The organism is uncultured Neptuniibacter sp., assembly GCF_947498015.1.
Taxonomy (GTDB): Bacteria; Pseudomonadota; Gammaproteobacteria; order Pseudomonadales; family Balneatricaceae; genus Neptuniibacter.
This window is the reverse complement of record NZ_CANMIR010000004.1, coordinates 34,658-48,976: the sequence shown is the minus strand read 5'-3', so window position 1 is coordinate 48,976 and position 14,319 is coordinate 34,658. Positions and strand designations below refer to the sequence as shown.

Sequence of the window (14,319 nt, the reverse complement as noted above, 5' to 3'; positions counted from 1 at the left end):
CGATCCTAACACTCTTCTAAAATAAGCGACCGGTTATTAAACAGTGAAGCGATATCCGGCACACCCAACAGAAACATGGCAGTTCTGAATTCTGTTTTAATCTTTTCTATCTCAACTACAACCGCTTCTGCAGATTCCATGGCGGGTTGTAGCAACGGAGCAGCCATGCCACATAAGGAGGCGCCGAGTATAACAGATTTAACCATATCAATCCCATCTCTTAAGCCACCGCTTGCAACTATTGTGGCAGTACCAAGGTAGGGAGCAGCTAATTTAAGCGCGATCGGCGTCGGTATTCCCCAATCCTGAAACTTAATCCCGAGATCACTACCATCAGCACGACGATGATGCTCTATCCGGCTCCAGGATGTACCTCCCGTACCGGCCACATCAAAAATGGAGATCCCAGCATCGCGACCAAGCTCAATATCTGCGGCCGACAAACCACTACCAACCTCTTTTAAAAGCACAGGAACATCCAGGGATTCGGTCAATTTCTTTATTTTTGCACCTAACCCGGAGAAATCAGTATCCCCTTCAGGCTGAACCGCCTCCTGCAACGGATTAAGGTGAAGATAGATCGCATCTGCATCCAAACAGTCGATCGCGGTTTGTGCCAAATCGGAATCAACCCCGTAATTAAGCTGCACTGCACCCAAATTGCTTATTAATGGTACATCTGGTGCATATTTACGTAGTTCAAAACTCTCTCTGGCTTCAGGCGTCGTAAACATCACTCGCTGTGACCCTACTGCCATCGCAACACCGGTTTGTTGTGCAGCAATCGCCAGATTTCTATTGATCTTCTTAATAAGTTGATGATCTCCTCCTGTCATAGAGGAGATTAAAAGCGGAAATGATAGTTCATACCCCAGAAACTGGCAGCTAGAATCAATCTCTGACAGAGCTATCTCAGGCAACGCTCGATGAGTAAGGTGAATACGATCAAAATAACGTCCGGAACGATCTGTGTGCGGATCTTTCTCGATCGCCCTGATATGTTCCAATTTTCTGTCGTTTGTTTGATCTGACATTATCGTTCCAACTTCAGGTGCGCTTCCATCAACTCACCAGGGTTAGTCTGAGCCGCCAGAAGCGAAAGCTCACCACATAATACAGTTGCGGCACAGATTGCAGCCAGTCGACGTGCATTTTCACCCGGCTCACGATCAACTTTACACCCAAGTGCAGCTAAATTCTCTTCAACAAAATCGATCCCTTTACCATTACCCACGGAACCCATGATCAGATTGGGCAAAGTGCATGAAAAATAGAGATCATCACCGCGAACCTCGGCATGAACGATTCCTTGAGATCCTTCTATGATATTAGCCGCATCCTGACCGGTAGCCAGATAGAAGGCTAACAGCATATTGGCATAATGCGCATTCGCGCTTCGCAGGCCACCCGCGACCATAGTCCCGATCAGATTCTTCTTAATATTAAGATCAACCATTTTCTCCGGGGTAGTTTTCAGGCGCCTTTCACAAATATCCCGAGAGATCAGAATTTCAGTGACCACATATTTTCCGCGCCCCAGAATTCCATTAACTGCGGTTGCTTTTTTGTCTGAGCAGTAATTACCCGATATTGATGAATAACGCAGCTGTGGATATTCCATCAGAATCCACGGAATAATTTTATCTGCGGCATTGGTCACCATATTGTGACCAGATGCATCCCCAGTCGTAAATTCCAATCTCAAGTAGATCAGGTTTGCAACAATCTGACTATTCATCGCTATCAGCTTCGCAAAGCGACTACTTTTTGCGACCACTTCATTGATATCGTCCAGCCTGCTTTTTATAGACTCAAGCGCCAGCACAGCCTCATGAGCATCATCGGCTTCCAGCAGGATAGAGCGACTCATACGTTCATCAACAACAGTCGTCTTAATCCCTTCCGTCAAAGCAGATACGCGTGCTCCACGACCCACAGATGGCCACAATGGAGATTCGTATGTCGCCAAAGGAACCACAACCTTTTCATCCAATACAGGCCCTGTGATTTTGATCGGACCAACATTGCGCATTGGAATGGGAGCTTGACTGATTTTATGTGATTTCATTTGGCATCTTCATACAAAGAAAAAGGGCTGCCAGTGGCAACCCTTTTTATTAATAAGGTTGAGGTGTTAATTTTAATTAACTTCACCTACCTATTTCAATGACTTAACTTAAGAGCTCTTAACTTCTTTATTCTCTACGGAAGCCTGCTCATCAGTTTCGGACTGAACATCACCCAGATTTGGCTCAGGCAACCCTAAGTTCAGAGTATCAAGCAAGGTACCCATACCATTAACAACCCGATACTGGGAGATCAACTGATCATGCATCGCATTTGTCAGATCATTTTTTGAAGAGAACACTTCATTCTCTGTATCTAGCAGATCAAGCAGGGAACGCTGTCCAATATTAAACTGCTTCTGGTATGAGTTACGTGTTTCCTGACTGGACGCTACATGCTGTTCAAGGAACGGTAACTGACGAGAAAGAATCGAATAGGCGTTCCAGGATAGTTCAATACTCTGCAGAACTTCACGATGAACCTTGCCCTGAATTGCTTGCGCTTCACCGATCTGATGCTGCGTCTGTCTAACGCGGGCAAGATCTGCACCACCGTTGTACAGGTTATAGCGAAGACGGAACATCGCAGTAAAATCTTCATTGGTGCCATCAACACCATCCAGATCGTTATTCCAGGTACGATCCATCTCAAAATCGATACGCGGCTGTAAAGTACGTTTCGCGGCATTATACTGTGCAACTGCAGCTTGAGTATCAGCTTCAGCAACACTTAACGTCGGATGATTTGCCAATGCAACCTCAGTTGCCTCAGACAAACTTTCCGGAATTTTCACGTTGATCAATTCTGGATAGGTCAGATCTTCCGGTGCAGCCATACCAGTAATACGCAGATAGTTAGCCTTCGCATCCAGCATATTATTTTCAGCCGCTAACACGTTGACTTCCGCCAGTGCCAGACGTCCTTCAGCCTGCTGAATAGATGCAAGCGCTCCCAGGCCTGACTCAGATCGACGCTTAATCTGATCATAAATTTTTACGTGGTTATAAAGTGTCTCTTTTGCCTGCTTCAGCAGGGCATCCCGACGATTCAGCTCGATGTATGCCCGAGCAGCTTCCAATGCATAGGTTTCAGCTGTCTCAATTAGCCTTTTATCAGCTGACATCGCGCGTGCTTTCTGGCGATCAACTTCACTTCGCGTACCAAAGCCATCAAAAATCATCTGCCTAAGGCTTAGGCTAGCCTCTGAACGAGTCAGCGAGACAGATTTATTTCCACCACTTCGGGTTGTAGGGTTGTTGGTCCATTCATACCCCATCCCAAGTGCCAGATCGACTTTAGGAAGATAGCCAGCTTTTGCCTGCCGAACTTCCTGATAAACTGCGTTTCTTGAATTGATTGCCTGTTTCACCTCAGGGTTTTCAGATAGCCCCTGAGCCACTACATCTTCTAAAGAAGCTGAGTAAGATACCGTGCTTACTGCTCCTAGCAGAACACCAGCAATTACTGACCTATACATAAGTTTTCCCGCCTTATTTATAAATAGTTTGTAGCCTTCACCGATATTACCGATCGCATCCCAGCACAAGTTACACCGGGAGCTTACTGGCCATAAGCGCCAGCGTCACTCTGTCTGAAGCCCCTGTTTTCTGAAAGATAGAACTCAGATGGGCTTTGACTGTTCGTTCAGTAATATCAAGTTCCCGAGCGATCTCCTTATTGCTGGCCCCTGTCACAAGGACAGAGAGCACATCTCGCTCACGACTACTTAATCCGTCAAAACAATCTACAGACTCTGCGGTGTCCACTTTACTATTCGTAACAGGAGGATTACTTAAAAGCCGCCGAAGCAGCTTTTGTAATAGCTCAGGCCCTGCCCAAATATCACCACGGAGCACAGTCTTCACAACTTCGGAAAGCAGTGAACCTGTTACATACGTGTTGGTATATCCATTTGCACCTAATTGCAGCACTTCCACTCCTTCAGTTTCATTTGGAATATCCGTACATACAACCAGTATAGTACTAGGAAATTTTGTTTTTAAATTAAAAAGCTGTTGTTTTTCCCCTTCTGACAATGAACTCAGATGAAGTAAAACGATGCAAACTCCACTATCCAGACGATTCTGAACCGCACCAGCTTCGACAATATCAGGCTGCCATTTATTGAGCAGGCTTTTCCATCGAGCCAGCACTTTTGGTCGGTTACTAACGCAAAATAGCTTCATATTGCTCATATCCAGAGCACTAAAAAACCGCATTTATGCAGTTCAAGTGCAAGATAATTGAAATTTCCCTTTATTTCCAGATCCACTCTAAAAAAACCTACAACTTTTAAGAGTTTCATCTGAGACCCCTAATTTTATAACAGAGCCTTGCGCAGTTATCCATATTTTTCATAAGGATAGCTCAACCAATAAACATTAAAGTTTTATGTCAACGCTCAGTTAAAGCTTTACTTTTAGCTTTGAGTACCGGCTTCAAAAGATAATCCATGACCGTTTTTTTACCCGTTAGGATATCTACACTGACTGTCATACCAGCAATCAATGGAAGCTCTGTTGAGGCGGTTCCGATAAACGGCTGATCCGTTTCCAGCCTCACCAGATAGTAACTCTCACCTTCCTCATCAATAATCGTACTCGGACTGACAAATATAACTGCAGCCTCAACCCCACCATAGATAGAGAAGTCATATGCGGACACCTTGATGACAGCTCTCTGACCTGGAGAAATATTTGCGATATCGGAAGGACGAATACGCGCTTCTACAAGAAGCGTATCCTCCCACGGGATGATATTAAGCAATTCATCACCGGGTTGAACAACCCCTTCAACCGTATTAACCAATAACTGCTTTACTGTGCCCTTGACCGGAGCTCTCACCTCAGCACGATTGATGCGGTCATTGATACCTGTCAGCGCCTGCTTAATTCGGGCACGCTCCGCCACCACTTCGTTCAACTCGCGTCGAGCTTCATTGCGGAACTGCAACTCAGATTCATCTAACTTTTGTTTGGTTTCCTGCAATGTTGATTCAATACGTGGAATATTCAACCGCACGCTCGAAAGCTCACCTGCCAGATCATTTAGCTGCCTCTTCAAGCGCAAAAACTCAACTTCAGAGATGACACCTTCAGCCAACAACGGACGGGTTATATCCAATTCACGTTTCAACAGTGCATAACTTCGTTGCAACTGCCTCTCCTGAGATCGAGCCGCTTTAAGTTCCTGATTACGTTGCGAGACTTGCTGTTTAAGCCCGCCCAGACCAGCAAGTATCTCAGCCTGGCGTGTACCAAACAGATACTTCTCCTGTTCGATCATTCCTTCATATTCGACCGGAAACCCTTCAGGGTCGACAAAGTCCGTGTTATCCGCTTCAGCTTTTAGTCTGGCTGCCTTGGCACTCAATTCATAATGGCGAACTAGATTCTCTTTCATCGAACTTGAAAATCGCACATCATCAATGCGAAGTAGAACCTGGCCCTTTTCCACCAGATCCCCTTCATGAACCAGAATCTCAGATACAGCCCCACCTTCCAGAGTTTCGATTACTTGTAACTGACTGGAAGGAATGATCTCGCCATCTCCACGGGTGATTTCATCCAACTCTGCCCATGACGCCCAGACGATAGCAATAACCACAAACAGCACCATCATCCACAACAAACCACTGGCCCCCTTTGGAGACTGTTCTGCCATCGCCTCGCTGACACTGGACATATACTGTAGATCTTGATTTCGAGCCATTGTCTTATTTACCTCTGCACCTGAAGGCGACCCTGCTTAAGCGCTTCCAGCACCGCATCCTTAGGACCATCTGCAACAATACGCCCGTTATCCATAACGATAATTCTCTCAACCAAAGACAACAGTGACATTTTATGAGTCACCACGAGCATCGTTTTACCTTGTGTATACTCCTGCAACATCCTCTTTATGTGCTCTTCAGACGCATTATCCATCGATGCCGTAGGCTCATCCATCACTAGAATATTTGGATCATGAACCAATGCCCGAGCAACAGCGACCGCCTGACGCTGGCCGCCTGAAAGTGCTGCACCACGTTCCCCAACACTCATTTCAAAACCCTGAGGGTGGCGATTAACCATATCAGCAACGCCGGTCATCTCGGCAACTTTGACCAAACGCCCATCATCCGTCTGCGGTGAACCAACAATTATGTTGTCACGAACATTTCCAGCAAACAGCATTATATCCTGAGGCATGTAGCCAAAGTTACGACGCAGATCGACCGGATCTATCTGATTGATATCAATCCCATCAATTCTCACTGACCCTTCTGTTGCACCATAGAGCCCAAGTACCAGCTTCTCAATGGTTGACTTACCTGAACCGATTCGACCAATCAACGCCACATTCTCCCCAGGTTTAATGCTGAAGGAGACTCGATCCAACGCTTTCTGTGATTCACCCGGATAGGCAAAACTGACATCTTTAAATTCAATGGCTCCTTTCAATTCATCGCGATGGACAAACTGCTGCCCCTCCTCTCTCTCAGAAGGCAGTGCCATGATCTCGTTCAGCCCTTTCAGAGCCGTCGAAGCCTGATGAAATGAGATCACCAAATTAGCCACTTGACTCATTGGTGCAATTGCACGCCCAGATAACATGACACAAGCGATCAAGGCCCCCATTGTCATCTCGTGCTCGCTGATCAGGTAGACACCTGTAATGATGATACCCACCGATGTCATCTGCTGCGCAAAGGATGCAAAATTAACCACCGTCGCCGATAGCATTCTGGACTTGAGGCTCCATTTGGCGATATAGCCTACAGCCTGTTCCCAACCTAACTGCAATGAAGAGGAAGCTCGTTGAGTTTTCACCGTTTCCATCGCTGTTAAACTCTCAATGAGGGTTGAGTTTTTCTGCGCATTGGAGGCAAAAGTTTTCTCTACAGCTTTCTTCAGATAGGGCCGTACCACGAACGAAACAATAATAATCAGAGGAATGGTTACCAGCGGAACAATAACGATTGGACCACCGATAAACCCGATAATTACAAGAAACAGGAGGGCAAAAGGAAGGTCGATAAAGACCACATTCGTCGTTGAGCTCAGGAACCCTTTAATACTGTCAAATTCCCTTAAATTGCTGGCGAACGATCCGACAGATGAAGGTAGCGCACTATATTTAAGTGAGAGGACTTTTTCAAACAGCAGTGCAGAGAGGATCACATCCCCCTTTTTCCCCGCCACCTCAATAAAATAAGCACGCAACATCTTTAGACAGAAATCAAACAGATAGACTACCATCACTCCAATGGCGAGGACCCATAGCGTCTCTATTGCATTGTTTGGCACAACCCGGTCATAGACATTCATCACAAAAAGCGGATTAGCGATGACAAATAAATTGATAAGAAACGAAGCTATCAGAACATCACGGTAGATCGAAAAGGAACGCTTAATCGTTCCCCAAAACCAGTGCCCCTGGTGCCCTTCCAGAAGTTTCGATACCTGTTCCTGAAAACGGTATTCCAGACGAACAAAGATGGCATATCCGGTGAAATCCTCTTGCAGGGCGTCCAAGTCCAGCCTAAGTTCCCCCCCACTTTCAGGCTGCAGGATAACCGCCTCACCAGTATCCCGGTCAAGTTCCTGCAGAATACAGGCCTGATTATTCTTGAGCAGCAATACAGCAGGTAACACCAGAGGGGAGATCTCTTTTAAAGATCGCTGCAGAATTCTCGCAGAGAATCCAGCGCGTTTCGCTGCACGTATAAACAATTTGGGCGTAAGCTGGTTATTTTCCAGAGGAAGCCCTTCACACAACACTTCTGGTGAAAAAGGCTTATGATTTTGCTTACTTAACTGTACCAGACAACCTAATAAGGGGTCGTGAACCGAATCCATTAACCTTGACCTTAACCTTGCATGAGAGGGATACTCGGATAAACAACATAACCTGTGCGTCTACACGAAACGCAACCAATGTAGCAAATCAATATGTTATACGCTATACGTAATGAAGAAGGGCGCATTGTTAGCCTGTCAGAAACCGTTCAGCCCAATGCCGAGCCGGTGGATATAAAAAACCGTGAAGTACTGGAATTCCTATCGATAAACGATGAGGAGTTTTCCGCTGAAGAGTTTCTTGAGCAATCCGACACCTCTGTCGCCCGAATATTAGAGGACTTAATCGACGTCCTGATTGGTAAGAACCTGTTGATGTTTACTGATCTGCCCGCACCCGCACAGAAAAAACTACTTAGCCGTAAGCTTGCGCGTAACATGAATAAGCAAGGTGATGGTAACGAAGAGGAAAGCAGTACTTCTCATTCGTTTCTTATTGAAGATGATGAAATTTTATAGCTCTTGGTTGAACGGATCTGGAGAGGCTGATTCCAGTTTCTTTTTGGCCGACTGATATTGCTCAACAAAACGCTCAAACAGTGTCTGATAGCGCTGCTGCTGCTTCTCCGGTAGTGATCCAAAATGGATATTCACCAGCACATCTCTGACAGATAACAGAACCCAAAGCGCATTATCGCTTCTTTTCGCTTTTTCTATTCCGGTCTGCACCAGATTAAGTGCAATTCCTGTGTGCTCTGGCAAAAGCTCATTGGCACGCCCAAACATCCGAAAAGCCTTATCAAGCTCACCCTTCCTGAAGCAATTCATTGCTGTATAGTTGGCCTTACCCCACTCTTTCTCAATCATTGTGCGACCCAGCCCTTTTCGCACTTTCAGAACATCCTCAGCAAGATCGCCGCTGTTTGCCATATCCACCATGGAGTCTAACCAGATACACTGCTGATCCAGATCCATTCTCTGAAAAAAATTCCAGGTCTGGTGCAACATCTGCTCGAAACGTGCCGTATCGGATTCATTGCGATAGAGATCACAATTAACCATCTTCGCTCTGAACATCACCTCCTGATCTTCAGGGTGATCCAGCACAGCATCTTCCAATACACGAATAACGTCATACTCTACCTCGGACAACTTCTTCGCATTAACCTGCATCAGAGAACGCGCCAGACCGAAATAATGCTCAGGTGTCTGAAAGATAGAATAACGAGCATACCTGACTGCCTGCTGGTAGGAATCCTTTGATATACCCCAATCATCTGTTAGAGCTGCCAATCCAGCCAGCTCACTATGCAGTTCAGGCACAGTCGGCTGCAACATCACAGCTTTACGCATAATTGTCGTAGCCGCTCCCAGCTCGCCTTTCATCCGATGAGCACGCGATAACCAGGTAAAAGCTTCCACACAGAGATGCTGCTGATCAACCACCTTATTCAGGCATGCAAGCGTATCTTCGTACTCTCCTATATGAAAATGCGCGATCCCTTTCCCCACCTCAGCCCAAGCTAACTCCCTCTGATTGGTCAGATTCAAGAATAATTCTTTTGCCCTGGAATAAGATCGATTCTTGAGTAACGCGATGCCATTAATCCGCTGCAGAAAAACATTTAGCCCAGGATAGTGTTTTGCTAACGCCCGGCTTTGCTCATAGACCTCTTCATAATCTTCTCTATCCAACAGTAGCTCAATCGGCCGTATAACCTCTTTAATCCTTAACTGCTTTTCCAATCGGGTTCGAATTTTTGCCTGATCAAAAGGCTTTGATATATATGCATCAGGCGCGCTTTCCAGTGATCCAAAGAGCAATTCAGCCCCATCAGGCGCTACAATCAAAAAGAAGGAAGATGTTGTGGGAAAGATCTGTTCTGCATTGGCTTCACGAAGCAACTGAAGACCGTTTTTTTCATTTTTGCCTATATCATAAACTGCAAAACAGAGATCAAAGGTAATCTCTCGCATTAAGCTCAGCGCCATATTGACCGACGAGGCGGCCTGAACATGCCCCACACCGATACGGCTCAGGATTTGTCTTAACGCCCCAAGGTCTTCAAGCTTACTGTCTACTATGAGAGCTGACTTTCCTGAGTAGTTAATTTCCATAGGCACTGCACAATTAAGATAAATGCAAAAGTAGCATATAAATCAGACGATTATCAAAGTTTAGGCCACCTTACAGGCAATAAAAAACCCCACAGGTTCACTGTAGGGTTTTTTTACAATCTAACAGGGCTTAATCTTCCAGAAGGTTACGCCCTTTGCCCGCGGCAATTCGCATACGCAAAGCGTTCAGCTTAATAAAGCCAGCCGCATCTTTCTGATCATAAGAACCCGCATCATCTTCAAAGGTTGCGATGCTTTCGTCGAATAGGGAATCTTCAGAACGACGCCCAACAACAACCACATTACCTTTATAAAGCTTAAGGCGAACATCACCGTTCACAACCTGCTGAGATTCATCAATCATTTTCTGCAGCATTTTGCGCTCTTCAGACCACCAGAAGCCGTTGTAGATAATCTTAGCGTAACGTGGCATCAGTTCATCTTTCAGGTGTGCCGCTTCACGATCCAACGTAATGGATTCTATCGCGCGGTGTGCTTTCATCATAATTGTGCCACCCGGTGTTTCATAGCAACCACGGGACTTCATACCGACAAAACGGTTTTCAACGATATCAAGACGACCGATACCGTTCTCACCACCCACCTTGTTCAGGTATTCCAACACGGTAGCAGGACTCATCTGCTCACCATTGATTGCAACGATATCGCCCTTTTCATAGGACAGCTCAAGGTAGGTCGCCTCATCTGGTGCTTCTTCAGGAGAAACCGACCAACGCCACATATCATCTTCTGCTTCAACCCAAGGGTCTTCCAGAATATCGCCTTCATAGGAGATATGAAGGAGGTTGGCATCCATAGAATAAGGGGATTTCTTCTTATTCTTCGCGAAATCAACTTCGATATTGTGATCTTCACAATACTTCATAAGGGATTCGCGAGAGTTCAGATCCCACTCACGCCACGGAGCAATAACATGGACACCAGGCTTAAGTGCATAAGCACCCAGCTCAAAACGAACCTGATCGTTACCTTTACCGGTAGCACCGTGAGAGATCGCATCAGCCCCAGTCTCATTAGCAATTTCGATCAGACGTTTAGCGATCAGAGGGCGCGCAATTGATGTACCCAGAAGGTACTCACCTTCATAAATTGTATTCGCACGGAACATTGGGAATACAAAGTCGCGAACAAACTCTTCACGCAGATCTTCGATGTAGATCTCTTTTACACCCAGCGCTTGCGCCTTCGCACGAGCAGGCTCAACTTCCTCGCCCTGCCCCAGGTCTGCAGTAAAAGTTACAACTTCTGCGTTGTATTCATCTTGTAACCAGCGAACGATAACGGATGTATCCAATCCACCGGAGTAGGCCAGAACGACCTTTTTGATTTCGGACATTCTCAAGCTCCAACTTGCGAACTGTATCGCCCCTACACGGGCCGAAAGGGATTTGAAATTAAGCGCGAGATTATAGCAGAAACAGCACTGACAACCATCCGAATAATCACAATTTATTCACAAACACAGATGATTAATCACGCTCCAAGCGAATTGTCACACGGCGATTACGATCTCGATTAGCTTTACTGTTGTTTTCCACAACAGGGTATCGCTCACCATGATAGCGGGTTGTAATCATATCTGGTTCCAGACCCAGACTGATCAAATATGCAGTCACCTCTTCGGCACGACGTTTTGACATATCCCTGTTCATCAATCGTCGTCCCCGGTTATCAGAGTGACCATCCACATAAACCCCTTTGACAGAGTCATCATTTCTGACATACAGGGCGATCAGATCCAACCTTTCTCGTGAGGCATCAGACAAGCGCCATTGCGCAGAGGGAAATAGTATTGCAGTTCGAGCAACCTGCCTGAAGTTCACAGGCAACAAACCCGCTGTACATGCAACATAGTCGTCATAGGCAGATTGGAAATTCACCGCCGAAACCGCCACCCTCAGCGACTCATTAGTGCCATACCATTCGGAGGTGGTGAACGTCGGCATCATCCCCCTGTACAGCGCAGCCAACATATTTTTCGCCTGATCAGGCTTCACCTTCAACATTCCACTCAGCTTTTCTGGTTGGACAGTACCTATGTACCGTGGCGCCACTCCCGGTTGCCATGGAGCCGCCTCCGCATAAAGTTTCGCCCCTTTAGAGAAATGGATATTTTCAGTGGGCGTTAATTGAAAATTGACAGACTCTCCAGCCTCATGCTCGAAAATTGCACGCCCGAAAGCTGGGATGCTCTGACTCAGTCGACAAGAAAACTTTGAAGCCTCTAACTGCCACTTTGAGTCATCAATGGAACTGCGAAACGTCACGGCATGCGCAGAAGCCATCGAGAAAAGAGCAAAAAAAGCGATTGTATAGCGAACAAGCACAGTCATAGACGCCTAGTTTAAAGTACCGAGAAGACCTTTAGTTATTTCGGCTAAAAGTTCAAATTCTTGAGCACACAATTGGAGTGCACATCATTCCACTGCTAGAATACCCCGCATATTAAACGGAAACCCTCTGCCAAGTAAGGGCAACATTTGAGTAACCATAGCGATTTTAAACACCCCATGGCAAACCGCTTTCGTGGCTTTTTGCCCGTTGTAGTGGATGTTGAAACAGCCGGCTTTAACTCGCGCACCGATGCGCTTCTTGAGATAGCCGCTGTCACCCTCACCATGGATGAGAACGGCTTCCTGATCATTGATCAGAGCTTTGAGGCACAGGTTGAACCTTTTGAAGGCGCCAACCTTGAACGATCTGCACTCGACTTCACCGGTATTGATCCTTATGACCCGGATCGAGAAGCTGTCCCTGAACGTGAAGCTCTGGAAGAGATTTTTAAACCCGTTAGAAAATCAATAAAGGCTCATGATTGTAAACGCGCCGTTCTGGTCGGCCACAACGCTTCTTTCGACCAGGGATTCGTAAATGCGGCTGCCAATCGGGCAGACATCAAACGAAACCCTTTCCATCCTTTTTCTACATTTGATACTGCAACGCTTGCAGGGCTGGCTTTTGGACAGACCGTTCTTGCTAAAGCCTGCCAGGTTGCCGGTATTGATTTTGATGGCAAGAAAGCCCACTCCGCGCTATACGACACAATGAAAACAGCTGAGCTATTCTGCATCATCGTTAACCGCTGGAAAGAGCTAGGCGGCTGGGAGATGGTCGACGACTATCCTGATGAAGACTAGACTAAACAAAAAAACCGCCAAATGGCGGTTTTTTCTTGCTTGATAATCAGAAGCTAAACTTACAGATTATCTGCTTCTTCAGACAGGTACTTAGCAACGCCTTCTGGAGATGCATCCATACCTTTATCACCCTGATTCCAACCAGCAGGGCAAACTTCACCGTGCTCCTGGTGGAACGCCAAGGCATCAACCATACGCAGCATCTCATCAACGTTACGGCCCAGTGGCAGATCATTAACAACCTGGTGACGAACCAGACCATCTTCATCGATCAGGAAAGAACCACGGAAAGCAACACCGCCTTCAGATTCAACATCGTAATCCTGACAGATGCTGTGAGTCATATCAGCAACCAGCGTGTAGTTCACTGCACCGATACCACCTTCGTTTACTGGCGTGTTACGCCATGCGTTGTGAGAGAAGTGAGAATCGATAGAGACACCGATCACTTCAACATTACGCTTTTTAAACTCTTCAATACGGTGGTCAAAAGCCAACAACTCGGAAGGACATACAAATGTGAAGTCCAATGGATAGAAGAATACTACCGCTTTCTTACCTTTTGTTGCTTCAGACAGTGTGAAAGCATCAACAATTTCGCCGCTTCCGAGTACCGCTGGTGCTGTAAAGTCAGGAGCCTGTTTGCCTACAAGTACGCCCATTATGCTATTTCTCCATTAAGTGCTATCTAGCGTTTAGGTTTTTTATGATAGAAAAGGCCGTTATAAAATCAAGCCAAATTCCATATAAAATTACTCTGCGCCCTGCTCTTCTGAACCTGCGGCCTCTTTGATCACTTCCGTCAGCTCTCCGCTTTCGGACATTTCACAAATAATGTCGCAACCACCAATCAACTCACCTTTTACCCACAGCTGCGGGAATGTTGGCCAGTTTGCATATTTTGGTAGTTCGGCACGAATTTCAGGGTTTTCAAGGATATTTACAAAAGCAAAGCGTTCGCCACAAGCCATCACCGCTTCAGAAGCACGGGAGGAAAAACCACACTGAGGGAAGCGAGGAGTTCCTTTCATATAAAGCAGAATATCATTGCTTTCGATCTGCTCTTTGATGGTATCAATTACACTCATTCATACACCTTTAAGTACTTTTCACAGAAGCACACTTGATTGTGCTGTGACGAACAATGTACCACATATCCGACCATTTTACTCTGGCAATGTACATTTGCTTTTCTT

The 14,319-nt window shown here is 46.1% G+C and carries 13 protein-coding genes; 2 read left to right on the top strand and 11 right to left on the bottom strand.

Annotation, left to right across the window (positions count from 1 at the left end):
* Positions 1-5: 5 nt before the first annotated feature.
* The 6 genes from fni to Q0882_RS06205 form a co-directional block, all read right to left on the bottom strand.
* Positions 6-1,034: a type 2 isopentenyl-diphosphate Delta-isomerase gene (gene fni / locus Q0882_RS06230; RefSeq protein ID WP_299179191.1), complete on the bottom strand. Its 1,029-nt coding sequence runs from the start codon at positions 1,032-1,034 to the stop codon at positions 6-8.
* Positions 1,034-2,068 (bottom strand): hydroxymethylglutaryl-CoA reductase, encoded by a 1,035-nt coding sequence (locus Q0882_RS06225; RefSeq protein WP_299179188.1) that lies wholly within the window; start codon positions 2,066-2,068, stop codon positions 1,034-1,036. Before Q0882_RS06225 ends, fni begins: the two co-directional genes overlap by 1 nt.
* Before the next feature lie 108 nt (positions 2,069-2,176).
* Positions 2,177-3,544 carry a TolC family outer membrane protein gene (locus Q0882_RS06220; RefSeq protein ID WP_299179186.1) on the bottom strand — a complete coding sequence of 456 codons (1,368 nt, stop codon included), beginning with the start codon at positions 3,542-3,544 and terminating at the stop codon, positions 2,177-2,179.
* 70 nt (positions 3,545-3,614) lie between these two features.
* Positions 3,615-4,262 (bottom strand): response regulator transcription factor, encoded by a 648-nt coding sequence (locus Q0882_RS06215; RefSeq protein WP_299179184.1) that lies wholly within the window; start codon positions 4,260-4,262, stop codon positions 3,615-3,617.
* A 199-nt stretch (positions 4,263-4,461) separates the two neighbouring features.
* Positions 4,462-5,778, bottom strand: coding sequence for an HlyD family type I secretion periplasmic adaptor subunit (locus Q0882_RS06210; protein WP_299179182.1), 1,317 nt, complete (start codon positions 5,776-5,778; stop codon positions 4,462-4,464).
* 8 nt (positions 5,779-5,786) lie between these two features.
* On the bottom strand, positions 5,787-7,907 hold the full coding sequence (locus Q0882_RS06205; RefSeq protein ID WP_299179180.1) for a type I secretion system permease/ATPase: 2,121 nt from the start codon (positions 7,905-7,907) through the stop codon (positions 5,787-5,789).
* A gap of 93 nt (positions 7,908-8,000) precedes the next feature.
* On the opposite strand from Q0882_RS06205, the gene Q0882_RS06200 reads away from it, so the two are divergent.
* Positions 8,001-8,366 carry a hypothetical protein gene (locus tag Q0882_RS06200; RefSeq protein ID WP_299179178.1) on the top strand — a complete coding sequence of 122 codons (366 nt, stop codon included), beginning with the start codon at positions 8,001-8,003 and terminating at the stop codon, positions 8,364-8,366.
* On the opposite strand, the gene Q0882_RS06195 is transcribed toward Q0882_RS06200, so the two are convergent.
* From Q0882_RS06195 to Q0882_RS06185, 3 genes are all read right to left on the bottom strand, one after another.
* Entirely contained in the window at positions 8,361-9,965 is a 1,605-nt protein-coding gene (locus tag Q0882_RS06195; protein WP_299179176.1) for a hypothetical protein, read from the bottom strand. The two genes, Q0882_RS06200 and Q0882_RS06195, sit on opposite strands and share 6 nt — an antisense overlap.
* A gap of 130 nt (positions 9,966-10,095) precedes the next feature.
* Entirely contained in the window at positions 10,096-11,322 is a 1,227-nt protein-coding gene (locus tag Q0882_RS06190) for an argininosuccinate synthase (RefSeq protein ID WP_299179174.1), read from the bottom strand.
* A gap of 133 nt (positions 11,323-11,455) precedes the next feature.
* Positions 11,456-12,319, bottom strand: a complete 864-nt coding sequence (locus Q0882_RS06185) for an OmpA family protein (RefSeq protein ID WP_299179172.1) — start codon at positions 12,317-12,319, stop codon at positions 11,456-11,458.
* Positions 12,320-12,496: 177 nt separating this feature from the next.
* Between Q0882_RS06185 and rnt the strand changes: the two genes are divergently transcribed.
* Positions 12,497-13,123 (top strand): ribonuclease T, encoded by a 627-nt coding sequence (gene rnt, locus Q0882_RS06180; protein ID WP_299179623.1) that lies wholly within the window; start codon positions 12,497-12,499, stop codon positions 13,121-13,123.
* 59 nt (positions 13,124-13,182) lie between these two features.
* Here rnt and Q0882_RS06175 read toward each other — a convergent pair whose 3' ends face one another.
* On the bottom strand, positions 13,183-13,785 hold the full coding sequence (locus Q0882_RS06175; protein ID WP_299179170.1) for a peroxiredoxin: 603 nt from the start codon (positions 13,783-13,785) through the stop codon (positions 13,183-13,185).
* 90 nt (positions 13,786-13,875) lie between these two features.
* Complete coding sequence (grxD, locus tag Q0882_RS06170) at positions 13,876-14,211, bottom strand: Grx4 family monothiol glutaredoxin (RefSeq protein WP_299179169.1); 336 nt, start codon at positions 14,209-14,211, stop codon at positions 13,876-13,878.
* Between the last annotated feature and the right edge of the window lie 108 nt (positions 14,212-14,319).

Coding starts and splice junctions, on each gene's coding strand:
- Q0882_RS06190 (WP_299179174.1), bottom strand. CDS start 11,322: ATGTCCGAAATCAAAAAGGTCGTTCTGGCCTACTCCGGTGGATTGGAT.
- Q0882_RS06200 (WP_299179178.1), top strand. CDS start 8,001: ATGTTATACGCTATACGTAATGAAGAAGGGCGCATTGTTAGCCTGTCA.
- rnt (WP_299179623.1), top strand. CDS start 12,497: ATGGCAAACCGCTTTCGTGGCTTTTTGCCCGTTGTAGTGGATGTTGAA.
- fni (WP_299179191.1), bottom strand. CDS start 1,034: ATGTCAGATCAAACAAACGACAGAAAATTGGAACATATCAGGGCGATC.
- Q0882_RS06215 (WP_299179184.1), bottom strand. CDS start 4,262: ATGAGCAATATGAAGCTATTTTGCGTTAGTAACCGACCAAAAGTGCTG.
- Q0882_RS06175 (WP_299179170.1), bottom strand. CDS start 13,785: ATGGGCGTACTTGTAGGCAAACAGGCTCCTGACTTTACAGCACCAGCG.
- Q0882_RS06220 (WP_299179186.1), bottom strand. CDS start 3,544: ATGTATAGGTCAGTAATTGCTGGTGTTCTGCTAGGAGCAGTAAGCACG.
- Q0882_RS06210 (WP_299179182.1), bottom strand. CDS start 5,778: ATGGCTCGAAATCAAGATCTACAGTATATGTCCAGTGTCAGCGAGGCG.
- grxD (WP_299179169.1), bottom strand. CDS start 14,211: ATGAGTGTAATTGATACCATCAAAGAGCAGATCGAAAGCAATGATATT.
- Q0882_RS06205 (WP_299179180.1), bottom strand. CDS start 7,907: ATGGATTCGGTTCACGACCCCTTATTAGGTTGTCTGGTACAGTTAAGT.
- Q0882_RS06225 (WP_299179188.1), bottom strand. CDS start 2,068: ATGAAATCACATAAAATCAGTCAAGCTCCCATTCCAATGCGCAATGTT.
- Q0882_RS06195 (WP_299179176.1), bottom strand. CDS start 9,965: ATGGAAATTAACTACTCAGGAAAGTCAGCTCTCATAGTAGACAGTAAG.
- Q0882_RS06185 (WP_299179172.1), bottom strand. CDS start 12,319: ATGACTGTGCTTGTTCGCTATACAATCGCTTTTTTTGCTCTTTTCTCG.